This window comes from Streptomyces clavuligerus (assembly GCF_005519465.1).
Classification (GTDB): domain Bacteria; phylum Actinomycetota; class Actinomycetes; order Streptomycetales; family Streptomycetaceae; genus Streptomyces; species Streptomyces clavuligerus.
Window position 1 is genome coordinate 2,921,140 of the sequence record NZ_CP027858.1, and the last position, 25,768, is coordinate 2,946,907.

At 72.4% G+C, this 25,768-nt stretch carries 23 protein-coding genes and 1 riboswitch; of the genes, 14 read left to right on the top strand and 9 right to left on the bottom strand.

The genetic code is table 11. The annotated features are described in order from the left end of the window. Window positions 1-50: 50 nt before the first annotated feature. From CRV15_RS12135 to CRV15_RS37405, 4 genes are all read left to right on the top strand, one after another. Window positions 51-608, top strand: a complete 558-nt coding sequence (locus tag CRV15_RS12135; protein ID WP_003953447.1) for a GlcG/HbpS family heme-binding protein — start codon at window positions 51-53, stop codon at window positions 606-608. A gap of 199 nt (window positions 609-807) precedes the next feature. After that, window positions 808-2,280 (top strand): M1 family metallopeptidase, encoded by a 1,473-nt coding sequence (locus tag CRV15_RS12140; RefSeq protein WP_003961299.1) that lies wholly within the window; start codon window positions 808-810, stop codon window positions 2,278-2,280. A gap of 117 nt (window positions 2,281-2,397) precedes the next feature. Beyond that, a complete protein-coding gene (arfB, locus tag CRV15_RS12145) occupies window positions 2,398-2,826 on the top strand; it encodes an alternative ribosome rescue aminoacyl-tRNA hydrolase ArfB (protein ID WP_003953449.1) in 429 nt (142 codons plus the stop codon). Window positions 2,827-3,035: 209 nt separating this feature from the next. Further along, the gene (locus CRV15_RS37405) at window positions 3,036-3,446 is read left to right on the top strand and encodes a hypothetical protein (RefSeq protein ID WP_003953450.1); all 411 of its coding nucleotides are present in this window, start codon (window positions 3,036-3,038) and stop codon (window positions 3,444-3,446) included. Window positions 3,447-3,479: 33 nt separating this feature from the next. Here the strand turns inward: CRV15_RS37405 and CRV15_RS12155 are convergent, their stop codons facing one another. Further along, the gene (locus tag CRV15_RS12155; RefSeq protein WP_003953451.1) at window positions 3,480-4,052 is read right to left on the bottom strand and encodes a flavin reductase family protein; all 573 of its coding nucleotides are present in this window, start codon (window positions 4,050-4,052) and stop codon (window positions 3,480-3,482) included. Window positions 4,053-4,430: 378 nt separating this feature from the next. Between CRV15_RS12155 and cdgB the strand changes: the two genes are divergently transcribed. Together cdgB and CRV15_RS12165 are read left to right on the top strand one after the other, a co-directional pair. Beyond that, a complete protein-coding gene (gene cdgB, locus CRV15_RS12160) occupies window positions 4,431-6,071 on the top strand; it encodes a diguanylate cyclase CdgB (protein ID WP_003961298.1) in 1,641 nt (546 codons plus the stop codon). 182 nt (window positions 6,072-6,253) lie between these two features. Continuing rightward, window positions 6,254-7,252 carry a carbohydrate-binding protein gene (locus tag CRV15_RS12165; protein ID WP_003953453.1) on the top strand — a complete coding sequence of 333 codons (999 nt, stop codon included), beginning with the start codon at window positions 6,254-6,256 and terminating at the stop codon, window positions 7,250-7,252. A gap of 61 nt (window positions 7,253-7,313) precedes the next feature. On the opposite strand, the gene CRV15_RS12170 is transcribed toward CRV15_RS12165, so the two are convergent. The 5 genes from CRV15_RS12170 to CRV15_RS12190 form a co-directional block, all read right to left on the bottom strand. Further along, window positions 7,314-8,165, bottom strand: coding sequence for a class II fructose-bisphosphate aldolase (locus tag CRV15_RS12170; RefSeq protein ID WP_003953454.1), 852 nt, complete (start codon window positions 8,163-8,165; stop codon window positions 7,314-7,316). 348 nt (window positions 8,166-8,513) lie between these two features. Then, on the bottom strand, window positions 8,514-9,440 hold the full coding sequence (locus CRV15_RS12175; protein WP_003961297.1) for a 1-phosphofructokinase family hexose kinase: 927 nt from the start codon (window positions 9,438-9,440) through the stop codon (window positions 8,514-8,516). Window positions 9,441-9,584: 144 nt separating this feature from the next. After that, complete coding sequence (gene nagA, locus CRV15_RS12180) at window positions 9,585-10,763, bottom strand: N-acetylglucosamine-6-phosphate deacetylase (RefSeq protein WP_003953457.1); 1,179 nt, start codon at window positions 10,761-10,763, stop codon at window positions 9,585-9,587. Next, window positions 10,763-11,701 (bottom strand): ROK family protein, encoded by a 939-nt coding sequence (locus CRV15_RS12185; RefSeq protein WP_003953458.1) that lies wholly within the window; start codon window positions 11,699-11,701, stop codon window positions 10,763-10,765. The genes nagA and CRV15_RS12185 overlap by 1 nt, the downstream gene beginning before the upstream one ends. A 233-nt stretch (window positions 11,702-11,934) precedes the next feature. Continuing rightward, the gene (locus CRV15_RS12190) at window positions 11,935-12,828 is read right to left on the bottom strand and encodes an SIS domain-containing protein (RefSeq protein WP_003961296.1); all 894 of its coding nucleotides are present in this window, start codon (window positions 12,826-12,828) and stop codon (window positions 11,935-11,937) included. A gap of 267 nt (window positions 12,829-13,095) precedes the next feature. Between CRV15_RS12190 and CRV15_RS12195 the strand changes: the two genes are divergently transcribed. From CRV15_RS12195 to otsB, 3 genes are all read left to right on the top strand, one after another. Next, the gene (locus CRV15_RS12195) at window positions 13,096-14,376 is read left to right on the top strand and encodes an ABC transporter substrate-binding protein (protein WP_003953460.1); all 1,281 of its coding nucleotides are present in this window, start codon (window positions 13,096-13,098) and stop codon (window positions 14,374-14,376) included. Window positions 14,377-14,440: 64 nt separating this feature from the next. Then, the gene (locus tag CRV15_RS12200) at window positions 14,441-14,704 is read left to right on the top strand and encodes a DUF3263 domain-containing protein (protein WP_003953461.1); all 264 of its coding nucleotides are present in this window, start codon (window positions 14,441-14,443) and stop codon (window positions 14,702-14,704) included. A gap of 10 nt (window positions 14,705-14,714) precedes the next feature. Continuing rightward, on the top strand, window positions 14,715-15,563 hold the full coding sequence (otsB, locus tag CRV15_RS12205; protein WP_003953462.1) for a trehalose-phosphatase: 849 nt from the start codon (window positions 14,715-14,717) through the stop codon (window positions 15,561-15,563). 112 nt (window positions 15,564-15,675) lie between these two features. Here otsB and CRV15_RS12210 read toward each other — a convergent pair whose 3' ends face one another. From CRV15_RS12210 to CRV15_RS12220, 3 genes are all read right to left on the bottom strand, one after another. Continuing rightward, window positions 15,676-17,082, bottom strand: coding sequence for an alpha,alpha-trehalose-phosphate synthase (UDP-forming) (locus tag CRV15_RS12210; protein ID WP_003953463.1), 1,407 nt, complete (start codon window positions 17,080-17,082; stop codon window positions 15,676-15,678). A 625-nt stretch (window positions 17,083-17,707) separates the two neighbouring features. Next, window positions 17,708-17,884, bottom strand: a complete 177-nt coding sequence (locus CRV15_RS35910; RefSeq protein ID WP_157849175.1) for a hypothetical protein — start codon at window positions 17,882-17,884, stop codon at window positions 17,708-17,710. 28 nt (window positions 17,885-17,912) lie between these two features. Then, window positions 17,913-18,851: a glucosyl-3-phosphoglycerate synthase gene (locus tag CRV15_RS12220; RefSeq protein ID WP_003953464.1), complete on the bottom strand. Its 939-nt coding sequence runs from the start codon at window positions 18,849-18,851 to the stop codon at window positions 17,913-17,915. A gap of 179 nt (window positions 18,852-19,030) precedes the next feature. Then, a riboswitch (SAM riboswitch) is annotated at window positions 19,031-19,178 on the top strand. A 17-nt stretch (window positions 19,179-19,195) separates the two neighbouring features. Here CRV15_RS12220 and thrC point away from each other — a divergent pair. From thrC to CRV15_RS12250, 5 genes are all read left to right on the top strand, one after another. Next, entirely contained in the window at window positions 19,196-20,506 is a 1,311-nt protein-coding gene (thrC, locus tag CRV15_RS12225; RefSeq protein ID WP_009997129.1) for a threonine synthase, read from the top strand. Window positions 20,507-20,612: 106 nt separating this feature from the next. Then, entirely contained in the window at window positions 20,613-20,888 is a 276-nt protein-coding gene (locus CRV15_RS12230; RefSeq protein WP_003953466.1) for a MoaD/ThiS family protein, read from the top strand. A gap of 447 nt (window positions 20,889-21,335) precedes the next feature. Then, window positions 21,336-21,539 (top strand): cold-shock protein, encoded by a 204-nt coding sequence (locus CRV15_RS12235; RefSeq protein WP_003953467.1) that lies wholly within the window; start codon window positions 21,336-21,338, stop codon window positions 21,537-21,539. Window positions 21,540-22,143: 604 nt separating this feature from the next. After that, window positions 22,144-23,766: a chaperonin GroEL gene (gene groL / locus CRV15_RS12245; RefSeq protein ID WP_003953470.1), complete on the top strand. Its 1,623-nt coding sequence runs from the start codon at window positions 22,144-22,146 to the stop codon at window positions 23,764-23,766. A gap of 344 nt (window positions 23,767-24,110) precedes the next feature. Continuing rightward, complete coding sequence (locus tag CRV15_RS12250) at window positions 24,111-25,670, top strand: alpha/beta hydrolase (protein WP_003961292.1); 1,560 nt, start codon at window positions 24,111-24,113, stop codon at window positions 25,668-25,670. Window positions 25,671-25,768: the final 98 nt, after the last annotated feature.

The window sequence follows — 25,768 nt, forward strand, 5'->3', positions numbered from 1 at the left end:
GACCCCCGGTGTCACCCACCCCTCCGCCACCCAGCCAGGAGTGAACGATCATGAAGAAGCTCTCCACCCGGGCCCGCGTCCTCACCGGCACCGCCGTCGCCGTCGCGCTCAGCGCCGGAACCTTCGGCGCGGTCAGCGCGAACGCCTCCGCCCCGGCGGCCGAGTCGCGTGCGGCGGTCACGTCCGACACCTCCAGCCGCCACCTCCAGCAGACCACGCACCTCACCGTCGACGCCGCGTCGAGGGCCGCGCAGGCCACCCTGGACGCCGCCGAGCGGGCCGGTCAGCGGGTGTCGGTCGCGGTGGTCGACCGCAACGGCAACACCCTGGTGACCCTGCGCGGCAACGGCGCGGGCCCGCAGTCGTACGAGTCCGCCGAGAAGAAGGCGTTCACCGCGGTCTCCTGGAACGCGCCCACCTCCGAGCTGGTCAAGCGTCTGGAGTCGGCCCCGACGCTGAAGGACATCCCGGGCACCCTCTTCCTGCCGGGCGGTGCCCCGGTGCAGGTCAAGGGCGCACCGATCGCGGGTATCGGCGTGGCGGGCGCGCCCAGCGGCGCCCAGGACGAGGAGTTCGCGAAGGCGGGCATCGCGGCCCTGAACCGCTGACCGCCGCCACCCCACCGCCGACAGCGCCCGCGCCACCGGCCGCCACCCCACCGCCGACGGCACCCCCGCCGCGGGCCGTCGCCCCACCGGCCGCCGTCCCGCTGCCGCCGACGCCCCGCTGACCGCCGGCGCCCCGTCGGCGGCAGCCTGCCCTCGCGGCACCCTTCGCACGGGCGGCCCGCGCGCCTAGGATCGCCGCGTGGGCCGGTCACCCTCCGCGTCACCCCGTACGCGCACCGCGCGCACCACGCGCACCGCAGGTCTCGCACGTCTCGCACGCACGCTCACGCCCGCCGCCCTGGCGCTGGCCCTGCTCGCGGGGTGCACCGGCGGCGGGGGCGGGGGCGGGGGCGGCGGTGTCCAGGGGCGGGAGGGCGGCGCGGGCGTCGGCGACCGGCTGTTCCCCCGGCTCGGCAACGGCGGCTACGACGTCCGCCACTACCGCCTCGCCCTGGAGTACGACCCGCGGCGACGGCACATCGAGGGCACGGCCGAGATCCTGGCGCGCGCGACCGCCGGGCTCGGCTCGTTCCATCTGGATCTGGACCGGCTGACGGTCTCGGAGGTCACCGTCGACGGGGCCCCGGCCACGGCCCGCCGCTCGGGGGACGAACTGATCGTCCGTCCGCGCGCGCCCCTCGGCGAGGGCGCCCTCTTCCGTACCGTCGTCCGCTACAGCGGCACCCCGCGCGCCCTCACCGACGCGGACGGCTCCCGGGAGGGCTGGCTCACCGACCCCCGGGCGGGGGCGCTCGCGGTCGGGGAGCCCGCGGGGTCGATGACCTGGTTCCCCGGCAATCACCACCCCGTGGACAAGGCGAGTCAGGAACTCACGGTCACCGTGCCCCGCGGGCTGAAGGCCGTCTCCAACGGCGTCCTGGCCCGCGAGACCACCCGCGGTGCCCGCACCACCTTCGTCTGGCGCTCCCCGGAGCCGATGGCCACGTATCTCGCGACGCTGGCGATCGGCCCGTATGCGCTCACCCGGTCCCGGACCGGCACGGGGCTGCCACTCGTCACCGCCGTGGCGCCCGCCGCCGACCGGGCCGCGACCCGGCGGCTGTCCGCGCGTATCCCCGCGTTCCTGAGCTGGGCGGAACGGGTCTTCGGCCCGTATCCGTTCGCCGCCGCCGGAGCGATCGTGGTCCCCGACGACATGGTCGGGTACGCGTTGGAGACCCAGTCCCGGCCGGTGTTCCCGGTGGGCGACTACACCCCTCTGACCGTGGTGCACGAACTCGCCCACCAGTGGTACGGCGACTCGGTCACCCCGAGGAGCTGGCGGGACATCTGGCTCAACGAGGGCTTCGCCACCTACGCGGAGTGGCTGTGGGCCGAGGAGAACGAGGGCGTCCCGGTCCGCCGGAGCTTCGACAAGGCGTTCGCCGACCGCGCCAACTGGGCCTTCCCGCCCGCCGAACCGCCCTCCGCCGCCCGTCTCTTCGACGCGCCGGTGTACGGGCGGGGCGCGATGGTGCTGCACCGGGTGCGGCGGGCCGTGGGGGACGCCGTCTTCTTCCGCGTCCTGCGCGGCTGGGCGGCGGAGCACCGGCACGGGAACGCGTCGACGGAGGACTTCACCGCGTACGCGGAACGTGCGGCGGGGCGGAGCCTGGACGCGGTGTGGGACGTCTGGCTGTACGGCGCCGAGCGCCCCGCCGACGCGGACTGAGCGGACTGAGCCGAGTACCGGGCCCCGCCCCCGTTCCGCCCCCGTTCCCGGAGAAGATCTTTGGTTTCCCGTGAAACCGAGATGACATGAACATCTCGGACACGGGACCATAGGGGCATGTCCGGTCCCTATGTCATCCGAGGCTCGGTCTGTCTCCCGGAGGCCGAGCTGATCTGGCGCTTCTCCAGGTCGTCCGGGCCCGGCGGCCAGCATGTCAACACCAGTGACTCCCAGGTCGAGCTGCGGTTCGACCTCGCCCACACCGAGGCGCTGCCCGCGGTGTGGAAGGAGCGCGCCCTCGACCGTCTGGCGAACCGCCTGGTCGGCGGGGTGATCGCGGTCCGCGCCTCGGAGCACCGCTCCCAGTGGCGCAACCGCGAGACCGCCGCCGTCCGTCTCGCCGCCCTCCTCGCCGAGGCCACGGCCCCACCGCCCGCACCCCGGCGCCCCACCCGTGTCCCCCGCGGCCTCAACGAACGCCGCCTGCGGGAGAAGCGCCAGCGCTCGGATACCAAGCGGGGCCGCTCGGGACGCGACTGGGGCTGAACCCCGCCCCAGTCCGTCAACCCGACGGCCGCCCGTCACTCTCCAAGGGCCTTACCTCCGGGCTTGCTTGCCGCCCGCTCGGCACACTTCTACTGTCCCGGCATGGACCTGCTCGACCAGCTTGCCGGTCCTCCATCGCCCGGACGCTTCCCCGGTGGCTGAGCACGGCGGATGGCTGAACACGACAGACGAGACGAGAGGCGGCCCGGGTGCGGCCCCAGCGTTTTCAGGCGTATGTCATCGGGCTGGCGGGGCAGGACCCGTCGGTCTCGCGGGCCGGGACGGCGGCCGAGGAGGGCGAGGACGGGCCACCGTGCGGACTGGTGGTCACCGCGCCGGCGGGGAACTCGCGGTGGGGGATCGTCGGCCAGCTCCCCGATGGGGCGAAGCACGACGGGTTCACGGACGAGCCGGTGCACGGCACCCCGTTCACAGCCGCCCCCACCCCCGGGGACGGGCCCGAGGCATGGCTCGCCGGGCTGCTGGCCGGGGCCGCGTGCCCCGAGATCGAGAGGGTCGAGCGGTGGTCCGTCCGCGAGGACGCGCGGGCCGACCACACCGGGGTGACGGTGCGGTTCCACAACGGCGCCAGGGTGTTCGTACGGCTGCTGCGCCCATGACGGACCGGCGCGGCGGCGCACGGCCGCCGCGCGTCAGCCCAGACGCCGGTACTTGCCGCGGAAATACGTCAGAGGGCCGTCGTCGGCGGGGGTGAGGTCCGCGGCGAGGACGCGGCCGATGACGAGGGTGTGGTCGCCCGCGGGGACACGCTGTTCGGTGCGGCACTCCAGGGTGGCGAGGGCGCCGCCGATGAGGGGGGCGCCGGTCAGGGGGCCCGGGGTGTGGGGGACGTCCGCGAAGAGGAGGCGGTCGCTCACCCGGCCCTTCATCGCGAAGCGGCCCGCGATGTGGCGCTGGTTCTCGGCGAGGAGGGAGACGCCCCAGTGCGGCTGCTCCGCGAGGAGGTCGTCCATGCGGGAACCTTCCCGCAGACTCACCAGCACCAGCGGCGGCTCCAGCGAGACCGAGACGAACGCGGTCGCCGTCATGCCGACGTCCTCGCCCCGCGCACCGGCGTCGGGGTCGTGCGCGGTCACCAGGACCACCCCCGCCGCCAGCCGGGCGAGGGCGGCGCGGAACTCCTCGTTGCTCACCCCCTCAGCATGGAGGAGCGGAGGCGCGGAGGGAGATCCGGAGGCCGGGGAGTCGCTGGTCGTCTGATACACAGGGGAACGCTAACCGCGCCGCGGCACTCCCCGCATCGGGCCAAGGGACGAGGGTGGTCCTAGGACCACGACGCGGCCACGGCCGGACAAGGGCCGAACGCCAGCCGGACGCGGGCCGGGCCGGGGCCGCCGAGGGCCCGATTTGCGTTCGGGTACACGCCGGGTGCACGGTCGGCGTCCACCCCGCCCAACGGGGCCATCCCCCGGAGATTTGATCATCTCATGTGACTTGAGTCACAGAGAGGCTTATTTGTTGACCCTGTGTACCGGGTGGACAGCTCGCTGTGATTCAGTGGCCGGGAAAGCGCAACACGAACCAACCAGAAGAACGCCGAAGAACCACTGGAGTCTGCTGTCGAGGTCTCGGGGAGAGCGAGCATGGAGACCGAGTCGGAGCCCTACGTCCGTCTTGCGACCCTGCGGCAGCTGCACAAGGTGGTCGCGGACCTCAACACCGCCCGTAGCCTGGCCGACACACTCCAGACCGTCGCCGACGGCGTCGTGTCGGGCCTCGGCTACGAGCTGGCGTGCGTCAACCTCGTACGCCCCGACGGCGACCTCGTCGTCGCGGCCTTCGCCGGAAGCGCCGCCGCCGAGGCCCTGATGACCGGCCGGGTCGGCCCCCGCGACGCCTGGGACCGCCGGCTCTCCATGGGCGAGTCCTGGGGCGAGCTGCGTTTCATCCCGCACGCCGAGGGCTGGGTGCTCATCGAGGACGATGTGCCCCAGTGGCACACCGAGGGCCCCGAACCCCGCTTCGAGGACGAGTGGCACCCCGCCGACCGCCTCTACGCGCCCATGTTCAGCACCGGCGGCGGACGCGAACTCCTCGGCGTCATCTCCGTCGACCGCCCCCGCAACGGCCGCCGCCCCGGCCCCTGGGGACAGGAAGCGCTCCAGATGTACGCCTCCCAGGCGGCCATCGCGATCAGCAACGCGCGTTTGCGAGCAAACATGCAACGCGCCCTGGTCCGGCTGGAACGCGAGCAGCAGGCCCTGCGCGCCAGCGAGGAGTCGTTCCGGCAGGCGTTCGAGTACGCCCCCAGCGGGATGGCCATCGCCGAGATGGGCGGCGACCAGCACGGCAGGCTGCTGCGCGCCAACGACGCCCTGTGCCGGCTGCTCGGCCGCCCCGCGTCCGCGATGCGGCGCTACTCCTTCGCCGACCTCGTCCACCCCGAGGACATCGGCACCCTGCTGCGCACCTCCGCCGAGGGCGGCCGGGCCGAACTGCGCCTCGGCCGCCGCGACGGCAGCTACCTCTGGGTCTCGCTGCGCAACTCCGTCGTCGCGGACACCGCCGACGGGCCCCGTTTCCTCCTCACCCACGTCGAGGACATCGAGGACCGCAAACGCCATGAGCTGGCGCTCGCGCACCGCGCCTCGCACGACGCGCTCACCGGGCTGCCCAACAGCGCGGAGCTGCGGGCCCGGCTCAGCGCCCGGCTCTGCGAGCGGCCCCTCGCCGCCCGGGACGCGGTCCCCGACCCGGGCGACACCGTCTACGACGCCGAGACCGGGGCGCTCTTCAACGCCGAGGGGTTCGACTTCGGCCCCGCCGGGACCGTGTACGACCACCATGTGCACGTGGTCGCCCCCGACGACGAGGTCGACGACGGCACCAAGGGCCTCGCCGTCCTCTTCTGCGATCTCGACGGCTTCAAGTCCATCAACGACCGCTTCGGGCACCAGACCGGGGACGCCGTCCTGGTCGAGGTCGCCCACCGGCTCACCACCGGCGTACGGGACGGGGACACCGTCGCCCGGCTCGGCGGTGACGAGTTCGTCGTCCTCGCCGACGGCCTCGGCACGGCGGACGCCGCGGATCTCGCCGTACGGCTGCGGAGCGCCATCGTCCTGCCGATCCGGGTGGACGGCCGGGCGGTCAAGGTGGGCGCCAGCTTCGGCATCAGCTGGGCGAGTTGCGGAATGTCCGTCGAAGAGGTGCTGAAATCCGCCGACCAGCGGATGTATGTGGAGAAGCGGTCCCGCTCCAAGGTCCACCGGCGCGCGGGCTGAACCCTGACCCGCGCCCCGGGCCCCACCAGCCCTTTTCCCCGTCACCCGACCCCGCTCCCTGTCATGTCCTGGTCTTGTGACGATCGCGGCGGGAGCGGTCAACGCCCCTCAGCCGCTTCATCCGAACCGGGTAGGCTCGCCGGGGTCGGCGTAGGGCTGACGAAGGTGAGGAGGGACCAGGGATGACGGCGGCCGGTAACAACGGCGCGAGCACGCCCGAGGACGACGATCCGTTCGGGTATCTGTACGAGGACGGGAACGCGGCAGGCGCCGCATCGCCCTCCGGTCGCGGCCGGGGCTATGGCTACCCGGGGCCCGGAACACCTCAGCCGGGAGTCCCGCGCACCTCCTACAACCACGTCCGCGCGGTCGGCGAGCGGACCTACGGCGGCGGCCACCACGCCGCGCACCAGCAGCCCCCGCAGCAGGCGTACGGGCAGCAGCAGTACGGCCAGCCGCACCCGCAGTACGCCGCGCCCGAGACCTACCCGGGCGGCGCGCCCACCCGCCCCGCTCCGCCGCAGCCCGGCGGCGGCCGGGGCCGGGGCCCCAACACCAAGGCGCTGCTGATAGCGGCGATCGCCGTGGTCGTGGCCGTGGTCGCGGGCATCACGGCCGCCGTGATCAACAACAACGGCAAGAACGAGGCGGACGGCGACAAGCAGCCCGTCGCCACGAACAGCGCCTCGGGTGCGCCCAGCCCGCCGGAGGAGCCGAAGGACGAGCCGAAGGACGAGAAGCCGTCGGCGTCCAGGCCCGCGGGGCTGCCCAAGGAGGACGCGGCGACACTCCGGCTGGGCGGACCGGCCACGGCGGAGAACAGCGTCAAGGGCTCCAAGGGCACCGGCGGCGGCTATGTGAAGTTCAACGGGGTCGGCGGCTCGGCCAGTTGGTCGGTGGACGTCGCGGAGGCCGGGCCCTACACCCTGCACGTCACCTACAGCGTTCCCGGCAAGGACTCCAACCCCTCACTCACCGTCAACAGCGACCCCCCGCGCGACATACGGATGAACAACTTCGCCGGTGCGAAGGAGGGCGACTGGGAGACCTGGACCTACACCTGGTCGCACACCAATCTCCAGAAGGGGAAGAACGATCTGAAGATCTCCTGCGAGGAGGGCGACACCTGCGACGTCCTGCTCAGCCAGGTCTGGCTGGAGGCGGGACACCGCCAGGGCTGAGCCCGGGGCCCGCGGGGCCGGGGCCCCGGGGCATGTGCCCCCGAGGCCCGGGCCACCGGGCTCAGGGGCGCAGCAGCCCCAGGAAGTCCGCCACGGTCCCCGCCATCGCCGTGCGCGCCGGGGCCAGATACTTCCGGGGGTCGACCGAGCGACCGTCCGCCGCCAGGAACTCCCGCACCGAGCCGGTGAACGCCGTGTTCAGCGCCGTCCCCACATTGATCTTGGCCATTCCGGCGGCCACCGCCGCGCGGATCTCGGCGTCCGGCACCCCGGACGAGCCGTGGAGCACCAGCGGGACGGGGACGGACCGGCGCAGCCGGGCGATCAGCGCGTGGTCGAGGGACGCGGTCCGCTCGGTCATGGCGTGGGAGGAGCCGACGGCGACCGCGAGGGCGTCGACCCCGGTGGCCTCGGCGTAGGCGGCGGCCTCGGCGGGGTCGGTGCGCACTCCGGGGGTGTGGGCACCGAGCGGCGCCTCGCCCTCCTTGCCGCCGACGCGGCCCAGTTCGGCCTCGATCCAGATGCCGTGCGCGCGGCCCCAGGCCACGGCCTCGGCGGTGACCCGGACATTCTCCTGGTACGGGAGTTTCGACGCGTCGAACATCACCGAGCCGAAGCCCTCGTCCGCCGCCGCGTGCAGCAGGTCGAGCGAGACCACGTGGTCGAGGTGGAGCGCGAGCGGCGCGGTGGAGGCGCGGGCGACGGCGGCGGTGGCCGCGGCTATCGCGGAGAGCCGGCCGCCGTGGAAGCGGACGGCGTTCTCGGAGATCTGGAGGATCGCGGGCGTGCCCGCTTGTTCGGCGCCGGCGGCGATGGCCTCCGCGTGCTCCAGGGTGATGACGTTGAAGGCGGCTGTGGCGCGGTTCTCGGCGGTGGCGGCGGAGACGAGTTCGGCGGTGCTGACGAGCGGCATGGTGCGGTCTTCTCACTTTCCGTACGACACCGGGTCCGTGGTACGGCCCGGGGGTGCGGGGTTCGTTCCGGGACACGGCCGGTGCGGACGTCCGCTCCCGTTCCCGGCCCTGTGCGGGGAGGCGCCGGGGCGGACGGGAGGCGCACCCGCGGGAACGAGGCGCGTACCGGCGGAAGCGGGCGGTGCGGCAGGGCACACGGGGTCCCTATCGGCCGGAACGGGCGATATATCGGGGCGAACGGGGCGGAATGCGCGGGTGGTTGTCCCGGAGGCCGTCGATCGGTACCGGGCCGCCCGCGCTGTCATGCCACAGCCGTCCGCGCGCTCATCCCGCCGCCGCCCGCTCCGTCACGCCGCTGCCGCGTGTTCCGTCACCCGGACGAGCGGCAGCAGTCCGTCGTACGCGTCCCGGTCGAACTCGCCCGCCGCCGGGGCGAGGACGGTCGCCGCCGAGAGGGCGACCGCGTGGGCGAGGCGGCGGGGCCAGGGCAGCCCGTCGACGAGACCGGCCAGCAGCGCGGCGACGGCGGAGTCGCCCGCGCCCGTCGGGTTGCCGCGCACGGGGGAGGGCGGGGTGGCCCACCAGACGCCGTCGGGGGTGGTGGCGAGCAGGCCCTCCGGGCCGAGGGAGGCGACCACCGTGTGCGCGCCCCGGCGGCGGGCGTCCCGGCCCGCGCGCAGGGGCTCCCGGGCGCCGGTGAGCCCGGCGAGTTCGTCGGCGTTGGGTTTGACCAGGTCGGGGCGGGCCGCGATGCCCCGGCGCAGCGGTTCGCCGCTGGTGTCGAGCAGCACGGGGACCCCGGCGGCGCGGGCCCGGCGGACGAGGTCGGCGTAGGCGCCGACATGGACCCCGGGCGGCAGGCTGCCGCAGAGGGCGACCGCGCCCGCCTCCCGCAGCAGGGCGGTGTAGGTGTCGAGCAGGGCGGCCCACTCACCGGGGGAGATGACCGGCCCCGGCTCGTTGAGCTGGGTGGTGTCCCCGGAGACGGAGTCGACGACGGCGATGGTGCGACGGGTGTTCCCGGCGATGGGGACGAGCGCGTCGCGGGGGCCGAGGGGGGCGAGGAGTCCGCGCAGCACAGAGCCGACGGCGCCGCCCGCGAAGCCGGTGACGACGGTTTCCCGGCCGAGCGCGGCCAGGACCCGGGCCACGTTGAGGCCCTTGCCGCCGGGGCGTTCGGTGACCTCGCCGACCCGGTGGCTGGTGTGCGGGGCGAGGCCGTCGACGGTGTAGGTGATGTCGAGGGCGGTGTTGAGTGTGACCGTCAGGATCACCGTGCGCCCCCTTCCGGCCGGACCGGCCGCCCCGTGCTCGTACCGTCCTGATCATGCCAAACGGAAGGCGGTTGGCCCAGACCCTGAACCAGCCGCCCTGCCGTTCGTCACACGGGGTGTTCCCGTCCGGGAACGGGTGGGTGCCTACGCGGGGGGTTCGACGACCCAGGCGCCCTGGCGCATCACACCCTTGAGGCGGAACTCCTCGTCCAGAACGACGAGGTCGGCGTTCTTCCCGGGCTCCAGCGAACCGACGGTATCGTCGACGCCGAGGAGTCTCGCGGGGTTGGCGGAGATGGCCTGGACGATGTCCTCGACCGGGATGCGGTCGACGGTGGCGGCGCGCCGGAAGGCGGTGTCCAGGGTGAGCGTGGAGCCCGCGATCGAACCGCCCTCGACCAGGCGGGCGACCCCGTCGACGACATCGACGGCGAGCGGGCCGAGCTGGTAGCGGCCGTCGCCGAAGCCCGCCGCGTCCATGGCGTCGGTGATGAACGCGACCCGGTGGGCGCCCGCGCGGTGGAAGGCCAGCTCCAGGGCGGCGGGGTGGAGGTGGGTGCCGTCGTTGATCAGCTCGACGGTGACCCGCTCGTCCTCCAGGAGGGCGGCGATGGGGCCCGGGGCGCGGTGGCCGAGCGGGGGCATCGCGTTGAAGAGGTGCGTGGCCACGGTGGCGCCCGCGTCGATGGCCTCGACGGTCTGTTCGTAGGTGGCGTCCGTGTGGCCGACGGCGGCGATCACGCCGTGTTCGGCGAGCAGCCGCACGGAGTCGATGCCGCCGGGCAGCTCGGTCGCGAGCGTGACCATCCGGGCGGTGCCGCGCGCGGCGTCGAGCAGCTTGCGGACCTCGGCGGGCTCGGGGTGGCGCAGCAGTTCCTCGCTGTGGGCGCCCTTGCGGCAGGGGGAGATGAACGGGCCCTCGAAGTGGATGCCCGCGAGGTCGCCCTGCTCAACGATCTCGGAGAGGGTGCCCGCGCGCTGGGCGAGGAAGTCCGTCCCGGCGGTGACGAGGGAGGCGACCAGGGTGGTGGTGCCGTGCTCGCGGTGGGTGCGGACGCCGCGCAGCACGTCCTCGGCGGTGCCGCCGGTGAAGGAGGCGCCGCCGCCGCCGTGGTTGTGGAGGTCCACGAAGCCGGGGACGATCCAGTGACCGGAGAGATCTCGGGTCGGCGCGTGCTCGGGCGCCGCACCGGCGATCTTCGTACCGTCCACGATCAGCCGGCCGTTCTCCACGGTCCCGGTCGGCAGGACCACCCGGGCTCCGGTGAGGACGGTGCAGTCGGCGCGTGCGGCGCTGTCGGCGAGTGCGGCGCGTGCGGCCATTAGGCGGTTACCTCCGAGTCGGTGGTGATCAGATCCCAGGCGAGCAGCCCCGCGCCCAGGCACCCTGCGGTGTCCCCGAGGGCTGCCGGGACGATGGAGGGCACCTTCTGGAACGTGACGCGCTCCTCGACGGCGGCCCTCAGGGGCGTGAACAAGATGTCCCCCGCCTCCGCCAGACCACCACCGATGATCAGGGTGCGGGGGTCCAGGAGGGTGAGGGCGGTGACCAGTCCGGCGGCGAGGGCGTCCACCGCGTCGTGCCAGACGGCACGGGCGCGGGGGTCGCCGGAGGCGACGGCCTTGGCGCAGTCGGCGGCGTCGGCCTCCGGGTCCCCGCTGGCCTCGGCCCAGGCGCGGGAGACGGCGGCGGCGGAGGCGAGTGTTTCCAGACAGCCGCGCTGGCCGCAGCCGCAGTCGGGGCCGTCGGGGCGGATGACGACATGGCCGATCTCGCCCGCGTAGCCGTGGGCCCCGGCCTCGATGGCTCCGCCGATGCCGATGGCTCCGGCGATGCCGGTGCCGAGCGGTACGAAGAGAAAGCGGTCGGCGCCCTGGCCCGCGCCGATGCGGCCCTCGGCGAGACCGCCGGTGCGGACGTCGTGGCCGAGGGCGACGGGGATGCCGTCGAGGCGCTGGGCGAGCAGATCGCGCAGGGGCACGTCACGCCAGCCGAGGTTGGCGGCGTAGACCGCGATGCCGGCGTCGGGGTCGACGATGCCGGGGATGGCGACCCCGGCGGCACGGGCGGTCTCTCCGAGGTGCTGCTGCCCGTAGGCGCGGAGGTCGGCGGCGAAGTCGATGATGGACTGCACGACGGCATCGGCCCCGCGGGCGCGCCCGGTGGCGCGGCGGGCCTCATGGAGGAGGGCTCCGTCCGGCCCGATGAGGGCGGCCTTCATGCCGGTGCCGCCCACATCGAGGGCGATGACGTGTCTCACGTGGACAGTCTGTCGCGAGAGGGGGCGAAAGGTCTAGTCCACTAGCCGGGATTGTTGCCCTCCCGTACAAACCCCCACGCGGCCCTTACCCGAGCCCCACACCTGCCGTAACGCATCCGCACCGGGTGATCCCGGCACCCCGTGGCGGGGGGTGCGGGGCCGTCCCGGGCGACCGTCGGGGCCGGCACCTGAGGGGCTGATTCCGCGTGGGTGCCCGCGCCGGAGGCGTACCGCTAGGACAGGATCACGCTCCGGGTGAGGTTCCTCGGGCGGTCGGGGTCGAAGCCGCGGGACTCGGCGAGGGCGACCGCGAGGCGCTGGGCGCGGATCAGCGCGGCGAGGGGGTCGGCGGGGGCGTGGGCGACCAGATCGCCCCCGACCCGGGCGACCTCGTCCGCCAGCCCCTCCGGCACCTCACCGAAGACCCACGCCACCCGCCCCGGCCCGGTGATCGAGATCGGCCCGTGCCGGTACTCCATCGCCGGATACGCCTCCGTCCACGCCCCGGCGGCCTCCCGCATCTTCAGCCCCGCCTCCAGCGCGAGACCGTAGGTCCAGCCCTGCCCCAGGAACGTCCACTGCTCCGCCGCCACCACCTCGTCCGGCAGCGGCTCCGCCACCGCCCGCTCCGCGTCCGCCGCGGCCTCGGCGACCGGCTTGACCCCGGGGATCTCCCCGAGCCCCGCCCGCAGGAACGCGAGCGCGGTCGTGGCGAACCGGGTCTGGACGACGGACTCCTCGTCCGCCCAGTCCAGGACCGCGACCGCGTCCGCCGCGGTCATCACCGGCGTGGCCGGGTCCGCGGTGAGCGCCAGGGTCGGCGTCGCCCCCTTGAGCCGCTCCAGCAGCTCCAGCACCTCGGTGGTGGTCCCGGACCGGGTGATCGCCACCACCCGGTCGTAGCGCCGCCCGACGGGGAACTCCGAGGAGGCGAACGCGTCCGTCTCGCCCTGCCCCGCGGCCTCCCGCAGCGCCGCGTACGCGATCGCCATGAACCAGGAGGTGCCGCACCCGGTGACGGCGACCCGTTCCCCCGCCCGGGGAAATCCGTCGAAATCCGCCGCGGCCCGGACGGCCCGGCGCCAGCACTCGGGCTGGGTGGCTATTTCTTCCGCCGTATGGGACATGTGCTCCGCTCCTCGCGCGTACACGTGTATTCGGACAGACACCTGACTCATTCGTGTCGAGACGTGCTTAGCAGGCCCGGACACATCCGGGCAATGGCGCCCACCATCGCCCCGTTCAACAGGAACGCTGCACCTCAGCCGTTGCAGAAGTGAGACCAGGTGGCATGGACCACTGAAGGCCCCATGGTGGAAAATCGCTGCTCATCCCGGTTGAGAACATGGCTACTTGCCGCAGGGAAACGCGAACTGCACAGTGGGAGAAGAGTTTTGCAGCGTCACTACGCGAGTCTTACGGCGGCGCTGGCCGCACTGGGAACGACGATCGCTCTCACCGGGTGCGGCACATCAACCGGTTCGTCCGGCGATGTCACCCTCACGCTGATCGCCGCCGACTACGACGTCAACGGGGGCCAGAGCAGCAAGACTTACTGGGACAACCTCGCCAAGGACTTCGAGTCCAAGCACGAAGGAATCGATGTCCGTGTGACCATCGAGCCCTGGACCGGCATCGACCGCAAAGTCGCCCAACTGGTCAAGGAGGGCAAGGAGCCCGACATCGCGCAGATCGGCCCGTACGCCGACTACGCGGCGGGCGACAAGCTCTACAGCGCGGACCAACTCCTTTCCATACCGGTGCAGTCGAACTTCCTGCGCCCGCTCGCCGACGCCGGAGAACAGCGGCGGGTGCAGTACGGACTGCCGTTCACCGCGTCGACGCGAGTGCTCTTCTACAACAAGAAGCTGTTCGCCGGCGCGGGCGTGGAGAATCCGCCCACCACCTGGGACGAACTCCGTTCCGCAGCGGAACAGTTGAAGGATGCCGGGGTCAGCTATCCGTACGCGCTGCCGCTCGGCCCGGAAGAGGCCCAGATCGAGACGATGATGTGGCTGCTCGGCGGCGACAGCAACGGTTTCGTGGAGCCGGGCGGCAGCTACTCGATCGACTCCGAGGAGAACCGGGAGACGCTGGAGTGGGTGCGGTCCAACCTGGTCGAGCCCGGGCTCGTCGGCCCCGTTCCGCCCAGCAAACTCAACCGCAAGCAGGCGTTCGCCGCCTTCACCAAGGGTGAGGTCGGGATGCTCAACGGCCACCCCTCGCTGCTGAAGGAGGCCGAGAAGGCCGGGATCGAGCTGGGCAAGGTCCCGGTGCCCGGCAAGAAGGGCAAGCCCAAGGCCGCGGTGGGCGTGGCCGACTGGATCATGGGCTTCAAGAAGCGGGAGCACCGCGAGGAGATCGGGAAGTTCTTCAACTTCCTCTTCACCGACAAGAACGTGCTGGACTTCGCCTCGCAGAACGATCTGCTGCCGCCGACCGTGACCGCGTCCGAGGCCATGGAGCAGGACCCCGACCACGCGGACCTCAAGGAGTTCCTGGTCGAGCTGCCCACCTCGCTGCTGCCGCCCGTGAACAAGACCTCGTGGGGAACGGTGAGCGAGGAGATCAGGGCGAACGTCGGCCGGGCCGTGGAGCCGGGCGGCAGCCCCGCGAAGGTGCTGGGCGACATCGCGCAGAAGGCCCAGGACGCGGAGGCTCAGGAAGAGGAGTGAGCCGGGCCCGGGGGCGGAGCCGCAGATCAGGGGGTGTGTCAGTGGTCCCCGTTACGGTGGACTCATGACCGAAGACAGCGACCGCCCCACCCCGCGGCCCCGCACCGGGCTCAGCGGGCGGGACCGGGCCGTCCTCGCCCTGGAGCACGGTTCCTGGCCCGGCCCCGGCGCCAAGGAACGGGCGATACGCGAGCGTCTCGGCATCTCCCCGGTCCGCTACTACCAGCGGCTCAACGCCCTGCTCGACGACCCGCTCGCGCTCGCCCACGACCCGGTGACGGTGAACCGGCTGCGCCGTGTCAGGGACGGGAAACGCGCGCGCCGATAGGGTCGGGGCCATGGGCATCCCACCGTATGCGCATCCCCTGCCGGAGCCGTCGACGCCCGCGGGCCGGGACGGTCTCGCCGCACTGCTGGAACGGCCCGCACGGGCCCTCGTCGCCCTCGACTTCGACGGCACGCTCGCCGAGATCGTGCCCGACCCGGAGCAGGCCCGCGCCCACCCGGCGACGGTCCCGGCACTGGCCCGGCTCGCCCCGAAAGTGGCCTCCGTCGCGGTGATCACCGGCCGTCCCGCCGGGGTCGCGGTCCGCTACGGCGGCTTCGCCGGGGTCCCCGGCCTGGAGCATCTCGTCGTCCTCGGCCACTACGGCGCGGAGCGCTGGGACGCCGTCACAGGCACCGTGACCGCCCCCGCGCCCCACCCCGGGGTGGCCGCCGTCCGGGCGGAGCTGCCCGGGTTCCTGGACACCATCGGGGCGTGGAACGGCACCTGGATCGAGGAGAAGGGCCGGGCCGTCGCCGTCCACACCCGCAGGGCCGGCGACCCCCGGGCCGCCTTCGAGGCCCTGCGGGAGCCGCTGGCCGTGCTGGCCTCCCGGCACGGGCTGGTCCTGGAGCCGGGCCGGATGGTCCTGGAGCTGCGCCCGCCGGGCATGGACAAGGGCGTCGCGCTCGCCGAGTACGCCCGGGAGGCGGGCGCGGACGCGGTGCTCTACGCGGGGGACGACCTGGGCGACCTCCCCGCGTACGCGGCCGTGGAGAAACTGCGCTCGGACGGGGTGCCGGGGCTGCTGGTGTGCAGCGGCAGCACCGAGGTCACCGAACTGGCCGACCGCTCCGACCTGCTGCTCCCCGGCCCGGCGGCGGTCGTGGGCTTCCTCTCCGCCCTCGCCGAAAGGCTCTGACGACCACCCTCCCGGGAGCACTCGGACGGCCCTGCCCCGCCGCCCTCCCGGGAGCACTCGGACGGCCCTGCCCCCGCCGCCCTCCCGGGAGCGCTCGCGGCTGCGGGCCCGCTCAGGCCCGCAGCGCGTCGAGCTGGTCCAGGAACCACCGCTCCGGCGGCAGCGCCGTCGCCGCAGCGGCCAGCGCCTCGGTACGCCGGGAACGCTCCCCGTCCGGCAGGGTCAGCGCGGTGTGCAGCGCCTCGGCGGTACCGCTCACGTCGTACGGGTTGACCGTGAGCGCCCACTCCCCCAGTTCCTCATGGGCACCCGCCTCCCGGGAGAGCACCAGCGCGCAGCCCTCGTCGGAGACGACGGGAATCTCCTTGGCGACCAGGTTCATCCCGTCCCTGATGGGGTTGACCAGGGCGACGTCCGCGAGCCGGTAGGCGGCGAGCGAACGGGCGAAGTCGTCCTGGACATGGAGCACGACCGGGGTCCAGCCCTCGGTGCCGAACTCCTCGTTGATCGCGTCGGCGAGCCGCCGCACCTCGGCGGTGTACTCCCGGTAGACGGCCAGATCCTGGCGGGAGGGGTAGGCGAACGCGAGGTGCACCACCCGCTCACGCCACTCGGGCCGCTCACGCAGCAGCAGCCGGTAGGCGAGCAGCCCGCGCACGATGTTCTTCGACAACTCGGTGCGGTCGACACGGACGACGGTGCGGCGGCCGGGGCCGATCTGCTCGCGCAGGGCGGCCATGCGCTCCTCGACATCCGGCCGGTGGGCCCGTTCCCGCAGGAAATCCGCGTCCGCGCCGAGACCGTGCACCCCGATCCGGGTCCCGGCCAGGGCGTCCGGGCCGAGGAGCCGTACCGCGCACTCACCGAAGGCGTCGGCCCAGCGGCGGGTGAGAAAACAGGTCCGGTCCGCGCCGAGGAGTCCGCGCAGCAACTGCCCGGCGACATCGTCGGGCAGCAGCCGGAAATAGTCCACAGGAGCCCAGGGGGTGTGCGAGAAGTGCCCGATACGCAGATCCGGGCGCAGCTCCCGGAGCAGCCCCGGCACCAGCGCGAGATGGTAGTCCTGCACCAGCACGGCGGCACCCGGCGCGGCCCGGTCGGCGAGCGCCCGGGCGAAGGCGCCGTTGTAGCGCTCGTACGCCTCCCACTGGCGGCGGAACTCCGAGTCGAAGACGGGTTCCAGGGGGGTCTGGTAGAGCAGATGGTGGACGAACCAGAGCACCGAGTTCGCGATGCCGTTGTACGCGGCGGCGTGCGTGGCCTCGTCGATGTCGAGCATGAGCACCCCGGGCTCGCCGACCCCGCGCCGCACGGCCTCCCGGTCGCCCGCGCCGAGCACGGAACACACCCAGAGGGAGTCCGCCCCGGAGCCGATGGCCGAAAGCCCGGAAACCAGCCCGCCGCCACCGCGCCGGGAGGTCAGATCTCCGTCCTCGCCGAGGCTGTAACTGACGGGACCTCGATTGGAGGCGACCAGAACGGTGGCGCGCTGCGGCCTGCCGGACGATTCGGGGACCATGTCGCGAACCTAGCCCGTACCGCGCCGCCTCAAACGTATGTCCCCTTTTCTTTGTGGCTCGGTTCGCCTCCGGGGTGCTGGAGCGTGCGCCGACGGACGCCCCTTTTTGTGGCTCGGTTCGCCTCCGGGATGCCAGAGCGTGCGCCGACGGTCGACCGTGCTCGGTTCCTCGTTCCTCGGAACCTCCGCGCGCTCTCCACTTTCGGCACCCGCGGCACCCCTTCGGCTCACTCGCCGCAGGGGCAAGGCAAACGCCCGGCCCAGGGGCGAGGTGCGGGGCCATCGTCCAGTCCTGGAGACGGGCGGGGCGGGGGCGCGCTCCCCGCTTTCGGCAGCCACGCGCCCCATGGCTTACTCGCCCTGGGGTCAAGGCGGACATCCAGCCCAAAAACACGGGGGCGCGCGCGGCGCCTGCGGCACCCCTTCAGCTCACTCGCCGGGCGTGCCGGGTCAGGGCGGGGCGGAGGCAGTCGTCCACGCGGGGACGGGATACGGGCGCATCGCATCGGCTCACCCACCCCGGGCGGACCTCCCGGGGGAACCGCCCCGGGCCGGGGCCATCGTCCGCGCACGCACAGGGGCCAAGGCAGACGTCCACGTGGGGACGGGGTACGGGGGCAGGGCCTCACTCGCCCCCGGGGCCGGGGGAATCGTCCACCCATGCCATGGGGCCCGGGCGGCACCCCTTCGGCCCGCTCGGCCCGCGGCGGTGCCGGGCGGCGGCGAGTCCCACGGCCGCCGCCGCGGCCAGGCTGAGCCCGAGACCGACGAGGAACCACAGGTAAGACCCGATGAATCCCATGAACGGGATGGTCACCGAGGGTCCGGGCTCAGGCCGCGCGACGCGCCGCGTACTCCGGGATCTCCCGCATCGGCGGCCGTTCCTCGGTGTCCACGGCGTGGGTGCGCGGGACGAACCCGTCGGCGCCCCGTTCGAACTGGGTGAGCGCGGGCCGCACCAGATGGCCGGGTTTCAGCCGGAGCTGCGCGGTGCGGTAGATCGCGGCGGCCATCCGTCCCAGCGCCTGGCCGTCCTGGTGGCGGTGGACCCGGCGGCCGACATCGACCTGGGCGAGCCCGTCCAGGCCCACCAGGTGCAGGGCGTCGACCAGCAGTCCCAGCTCGACGCCGTACCCCACGGGGAAGGGGAGCCGTTCGAGGAGGGAGCGGCGGGCCGCGTACTCGCCGCCGAGCGGCTGTACGAATCCGGCCAACTGCGGCCAGTGCAGATTGAGCAGCGGCCGGGCCACCAGCTCGGTCACCCGGCCGCCCTGTCCGGGCGCCCCGGCCAGCGGACGGTCGTACATCGCCTTCACCAGGCTCACCCCGGGGTCGGTGAGCAGCGGTCCGACGATCCCGGAGACGAAGTCCGCGGAGAACTCCTCCAGGTCGGCGTCGACGTAGCAGACGATGTCACCGCTCGTCACCATGAGTGACCGCCACAGCACCTCCCCCTTGCCGGGGAGGGCCGGCATCCGGGGCAGGATCGCGTCCCGGTGGACCACTCGCGCGCCCGCCGCCGCGGCCCGTTCGGCGGTGCGGTCGGTGGAGCCGGAATCGATCACCACCAGCTCGTCAACAAGCGGAACGGCCTCCATCAGTTCGCGTCTGATCACGGAGACGATGGCTCCGACCGTCGACTCCTCGTTGAGCGCGGGCAGCACCACGCTGACGGTGGTCCCACGCTTGGCGGCCAGGATCCCCGGCAGCGGGCGGTCGGCCGCCGACCAGGAACGCCTGCTCAGCCAGCGCTCCACTTCATCGAGCACGTTCGCCCATCTCCCCACGGTGTGTGACGCATCTCGCGGTTCGGACGGCTGTCTCAGCCGCCCCCACCTTCCGTTACAGTCTTGAACAACGCGGAGTCCCGTCGCATGTCGGGTCCGGCGTCCGGCGTTGCGACGGCTGTCCCGACAGACACCCCGCGCACGCCTCCACAATCGAATACCGCTCATCCAGAGGGGCAGAGGGAAACGGCCCGTTGAAGCCCCGGCAACCCTCCAGCCGGTCTCGTCGCGCACAGCGCAGCGGGGCTCCCGGCTCGGGAAGGTGCCAATTCCGTCTCATGGCGAAACGCGTCATGAGGAAGATGAGGAGAAAGGGCCTCGCCTCCATGGCTGTGCAGACCGTCGCAAACACCGCCGACGCCACCGGTTCCACCACCCCCGCCCCTGATCTGGGCCCCGCCGCGGCACTCTCCTGTCGCGAGTGCGGTGAGCGCTTCCCGCTCGGCCCGATCTTCGCCTGTGTCTCGTGTTTCGGCCCGCTGGAGGTCGCGTACGAGCTGCCCGCGGGCGGCCCGGAGGAGCTGCGGCGGCGGATCGAGGCCGGCCCGAAGAACATCTGGCGCTACGCCCCGCTGCTGCCGGTCCCCGCCGACGTGGCCGGCAAGCCCAGTCTGAACCCCGGCTTCACCCAGCTGGTGCAGGCCGACAACCTCGCCCGTGAACTGGGCGTGACCGGCGGCCTGTACATCAAGGACGACTCCGGCAACCCCACCCACTCCTTCAAGGACCGGGTCGTGGCGATCGCCGTCGAGGCGGCCCGCGCCTTCGGCTTCACCACCCTCTCCTGCTCCTCGACCGGCAACCTCGCGGGCGCGGTCGGCGCGGCGGCGGCCCGTGCGGGCTTCCGCTCCTGCGTCTTCATCCCGCACGACCTGGAGCAGGGCAAGGTCGTCATGGCCGCCGTCTACGGCGGCGAGCTGGTGGGCATCGAGGGCACCTACGACGATGTGAACCGCTTCTGCTCGGAGCTGATCGGCGACCCGCTCGGCGAGGGCTGGGGCTTCGTCAACGTCAATCTGCGCCCGTACTACGGCGAGGGCTCCAAGACGCTGGCGTACGAGATCTGCGAGCAGCTCGGCTGGCGGCTGCCGGACCAGATCGTGATCCCCATCGCCTCCGGTTCCCAGCTCACCAAGATCGACAAGGGGCTCCAGGAGCTGATCAAGCTGGGTCTGGTCGAGGACCGCCCCTACAAGATCTTCGGCGCCCAGGCGGAGGGCTGCTCCCCCGTGTCGGCCGCCTACAAGGCCGGGCACGACGTGGTGCGCCCGGTGAAGCCGGACACCATCGCCAAGTCGCTGGCCATCGGCAACCCGGCCGACGGCCCCTATGTGCTGGACATCGCCCGCCGCACCGGCGGCGCGGTGGAGGACGTCACCGACGGGCAGATCGTGGACGCGATCAAGCTCCTCGCCCGGACCGAGGGGATCTTCGCCGAGACCGCGGGCGGCGTGACCGTCGGGGTGACCCGGAAGCTGATCGAGAACGGGGTACTGGACCCGGCGCTCACCACCGTCGTGCTCAACACCGGCGACGGGCTCAAGACCCTGGACGCGGTCGCGCCGACCAGCGGACCCACGGCGACCATCCGGCCGAGCCTGGAGGCGTTCCGCGCCGCCGGTCTCGCCACCGACTGAGCGACCGCCCGTTCCGCCCGCGCGGCAGCCGCGCCCCCGGCCCGCGCACGCCCCCGCCGCCCCGCCGACCGACGGCGTCCGACGACGACCACCCCTGGAGCACCCCATGAGCGTCACCGTCCGCATCCCGACCATTCTGCGCACCTACACCGACGGCCGGTCCGAGGTCCCCGCCGAGGGCACCACCCTCGCCGAGGTGATCGCCGACCTGGAGAAGAACCACGCCGGAATCGCCGCGCGCGTCCTCGACGACGCGGGGAAGCTGCGCCGTTTTGTGAACGTCTACGTCAATGACGACGATGTCCGATTCGAGCAGGGTCTGGAGACCGCGACGCCCGACGGCGCCGGTGTCTCGATCATCCCCGCGGTCGCCGGCGGCTGAACCCGTCGCACTTACGCAACGTCACTTCAATTGCCCCCTCCGTAAGACAAACGGAGGGGGCAATTCTGCATGGTTGAGCGCGCTACAGTTGGGGAACGCCCCCGGGCCGGAGTCTTCGAGCGCCCTATGGGAATGCGCCCGGGCGCGATAAGAAGCAGCCAATGTGCTCATTGATTTTGTCTTGTTAGTCTCCTTTGCCGGGCCCGACTTGCCCTGGAATTTCGTGAATTCTCGGCAATTGTCCCTTCCTGTGCTCCCGGAATTCTCGTCCGATTGACCTGTTGCAGAGGGCAGTTGGGCAGATACATTCAGCCGCGGTCGACGCGTTCCGACGCACACCTGTGGGGCCTTCGTCCCGTCTTCGACGGAGTTGGCGCAACGGGTGAGATCTGACCCGGGTCCGCGAAGTGCGGTCCTGCGCAAGGGCCAGTAATAGGGGAGTTAGGCATGGCTCAGGGCACCGTCAAGTGGTTCAACGCGGAGAAGGGGTACGGCTTCATCGCGGTCGACGGTGGTGCGGACGTATTCGTCCACTACAGCGCGATCCAGATGGACGGCTACCGCACCCTGGAGGAGGGTCAGCGAGTCGAGTTCGAAATCTCGCAGGGTCAGAAGGGCCCGCAGGCTGACATGGTGAAGCTGACGGCCTGAGCAGGCCGCGGCCCACGGGCCGGACCGGACGGACCGCGCACGCGGACCGGACGGACCGGACAGCCCGCGCCGTCCGCGAGGGCGGTCTGCGACGCGATCGGCCACCGACACGCTCACGCATGTGGGGTCCGCATCCCGGAGACGGGGTGCGGACCCCACATGCGTTCCCGGGCCCGGACAGGTGCCCCCGGGTCCGCGCGGCCCCGGCACAGACGCGAGTGAGCCCCGCCGCAGACGCGGGTGAGCCCCCGGACAGACGCGCGCGGGACTCGGCACAGAGGCGGGTGAGCCCCGGCACAGACATGGGCGGACGCCGCGGACCGGCAGGCTCCGGACCCGGGCGCGCACCGGGCCGCGGACCCGTTCCCGGCCGGTCCCGCACCCCCCGTGAGGGTCCCGTTCTCTCCAAGGCGCTTGCACTCTCCCTAGGCGAGTGCTAATCATTGGCGTTAGCACTCTCCCAGTGAGAGTGACAAAAGAAGGACCGGGTCGGTGAGGTCCGCAGGCCGGGTGGGCGGGAGCCCACAGGGTGTGCAGGGCCGTCCGTCGCGGGCGCCAGCGCGGTCCGCCAGAGCTTCCCACCAGTCCGTGGAGGACACTTCACATGGCAAAGATCATCGCGTTCGACGAGGAGGCGCGGCGCGGCCTTGAGCGCGGTATGAACCAGCTCGCCGACGCCGTCAAGGTCACCCTCGGTCCCAAGGGGCGGAACGTCGTCCTGGAGAAGAAGTGGGGCGCGCCCACGATCACCAACGATGGTGTGTCCATCGCCAAGGAGATCGAGCTGGAGGACCCGTACGAGAAGATCGGCGCCGAGCTGGTCAAGGAAGTCGCCAAGAAGACGGACGACGTCGCCGGTGACGGCACGACGACCGCCACGGTCCTGGCTCAGGCGCTGGTCCGCGAGGGTCTGCGCAACGTCGCCGCCGGCGCCAACCCGATGGCCCTGAAGCGCGGTATCGAGAAGGCCGTCGAGGCCGTCTCCGCCGCCCTGCTGGAGCAGGCGAAGGACGTGGAGACCAAGGAGCAGATCGCCTCCACCGCCTCCATCTCCGCCGCCGACACCCAGATCGGCGAGCTGATCGCCGAGGCCATGGACAAGGTCGGCAAGGAAGGCGTCATCACCGTCGAGGAGTCCCAGACCTTCGGTCTGGAGCTGGAGCTCACCGAGGGTATGCGCTTCGACAAGGGCTACATCTCGGCGTACTTCGCCACCGACATGGAGCGTATGGAGGCGTCCCTGGACGACCCGTACATCCTGATCGTGAACTCCAAGATCGGCAATGTGAAGGACCTCCTTCCGCTGCTGGAGAAGGTCATGCAGTCGGGCAAGCCGCTGCTGATCATCGCCGAGGACGTCGAGGGCGAGGCCCTGTCCACGCTGGTCGTCAACAAGATCCGTGGCACCTTCAAGTCCGTCGCCGTCAAGGCCCCGGGCTTCGGCGACCGCCGCAAGGCCATGCTGAACGACATCGCCATCCTCACCGGCGGCACGGTCATCTCCGAGGAGGTCGGCCTCAAGCTGGAGAACGCCGGCCTGGACCTGCTGGGCCGCGCCCGCAAGGTCGTCATCACCAAGGACGAGACCACCATCGTCGACGGTGCCGGTGACAGCGACCAGGTTGCCGGTCGCGTCAACCAGATCCGCGCCGAGATCGAGAACTCCGACTCGGACTACGACCGCGAGAAGCTCCAGGAGCGTCTGGCGAAGCTGGCCGGCGGCGTGGCCGTCATCAAGGCCGGTGCCGCGACCGAGGTCGAGCTCAAGGAGCGCAAGCACCGCATCGAGGACGCCGTGCGCAACGCGAAGGCGGCCGTCGAGGAGGGCATCGTCGCCGGTGGCGGCGTGGCGCTGCTCCAGGCTTCCGCCGTCTTCGACAAGCTGGAGCTGACGGGCGACGAGGCCACCGGTGCCAACGCCGTCCGCCTGGCCCTGGAGGCCCCGCTCAAGCAGATCGCCGTCAACGGCGGCCTTGAGGGCGGCGTCGTGGTCGAGAAGGTGCGCAACCTGACCCCGGGTCACGGTCTGAACGCCGCGACCGGCGAGTACGTGGACATGATCGCCGAGGGCATCCTCGACCCGGCGAAGGTGACCCGTTCCGCGCTCCAGAACGCCGCCTCCATCGCGGCGCTCTTCCTCACCACCGAGGCCGTCATCGCCGACAAGCCGGAGAAGGCCGCTGCGGCTGCTCCGGGCGGCATGCCGGGCGGTGACATGGACTTCTGATCCTCCGGGATCAGCGGTTCCGCTGCTGTCCAGGGCGGCACTCCCCTTGTGGGGGTGCCGCCCTGCGGCGTTTCCCGGAACGGGACGCCGCGCGGGCGCGGGCGTTTTCCCCGGAACGGGACGTTCCGCCGGGCGGGCAGGACCGGGGTCGGGGGAGCCGGTCGTTTCTCCACCCCTCGGATGTCGCGCCGGACCGGCCGTACCACGGGGGTCGTACGAAGATGACGCCGCGGGGTGGATGCCCCGGCGCTTTCGTTCACGGCAAGGTCGTCAGTGATCCGTTCATGGTGCATCGGCCCGGGGCGCCGCCCCGGGGCACCGGACGGCACACGAGAGGACCCCGTATGCGTTTACGCGCACTCATACCGGCACTCGCCGTGGGGCTGCTGGCCCCGCTGGCCCCGCTGGCACCGCAGGCGACCGCCCGGACCGCCCCGGCGGCCGAGCCCTCTCCGGCAACGTGGTACGAGACCCAGAAGCCCGCGTGGAAGCACTGCGGCGGCACGGCGCCCGCCCGCTTCCAGTGCGCCACCCTCCAGATGCCGTTGGACTACCGGCGGCCCGACGGACCGACGATCGGCGTCGCGATCTCCCGCCTCGCCACCAGCACCCCGGAGCAGCGCCGCGGAGTACTGCTCTTCAACCCCGGCGGCCCCGGCGGCTCCGGCCTCGAAGACCCGCTGCTCTTCGCGAAGGACCTGCCCCGGTCCGTGCTCGAACGGTACGACCTGATCGGCTTCGACCCCCGGGGCGTCGGCCGCAGCTCCCCGTTGAACTGCGGCCTCGACGAGGACGAGAAGGCCGGGGGCTTCTGGAGCCCGTACAAGCCGGAGACGGAGCAGCGGGACATCGCCCGGTCCCGCTCGATCGCCGAGAAGTGCAGAGCGAGGGAGGGCGAGCGCGTTCCGCATATCTCGACGAGGAACACCGCCCGCGACATGGATGTCATCCGCGCCGTCCTCGGCGAACGGAAGATCTCGTACATCGGCGTCTCCTACGGGACCTATCTGGGCGCCGTCTACACCCAGATGTTCCCCCACCGCGCCGACCGCTTCATCCTCGACAGCGCCGTCGACCCGACGCTGGCCTGGCGCGGCATGTTCCGCACCTGGGGCCCGGAGGCCGAGACCGCCTTCACCCGCTGGACGCGGTGGACGGCCGCGCGCGACGCCCGCTACGACCTGGGCGGCACACCCGCCCAGGTCCGCGACACCTTCTGGGGGCTGGTGCGGAAGGCCGAGCGTACGCCGATCTCCCTGCACGGACGGGAGTGGAACGGGGACGCGATCCGCCTCCTGCGGCCCACGTTCTTCTCGGTGAAGGAGGGAGCGGACGCGATGGCGAACCTGCGCCGAGCCTCCCTCGGCCTGCCGGTGGGCCCCGCCCCCGCGACCCCCGCCTTCCCCGATATGACGGGCTTCTGGGACACCCTCTGGTCCATCGCCTGCGGTGACGACGACACCTCCTGGCCCCGCGACCCGGGCACCTATCGGGAGGACGCCATCCGGGACAAAGCCCGCTATCCGCTCTACGGCGACTTCGCGTCCAGCGTCAAGGCATGCGCCTTCTGGGGCACCTCGCCCGAGCCCGTCACCACGTTCGACAAGCCCGCCAAGGCGCTGATCCTCCAGAACGAGTGGGACTCGCAGACCTCGTACGCGAACGGACTCGGCATGCACCGGACCCTGAAGGGCTCCCGGCTGGTCTCGGTCAAGGGCGGCGAGGGCCACGGCATCTACAACTACGCCCCCAACCCCTGCGCCCTGAAGTCGGCGAACGACTACCTGATCACGGGAGTCCTCCCGCACCAGAACGTGACCTGCACCGCCGTCGACGACCAGACCTCCCACCGCGCGACGCCCTCGCTGAGGCCCCCGGTCTCCCGCAAGGCGGGCATGCTCTGACCTCAGCTCATGCGGACGGCCCCGCGGGGGGAGGCCCGGGCGCCTGTATTACGTCGGGAGGCGGAGTGTTTCCAGCTCACGGGCGATGGCCAAGGCGA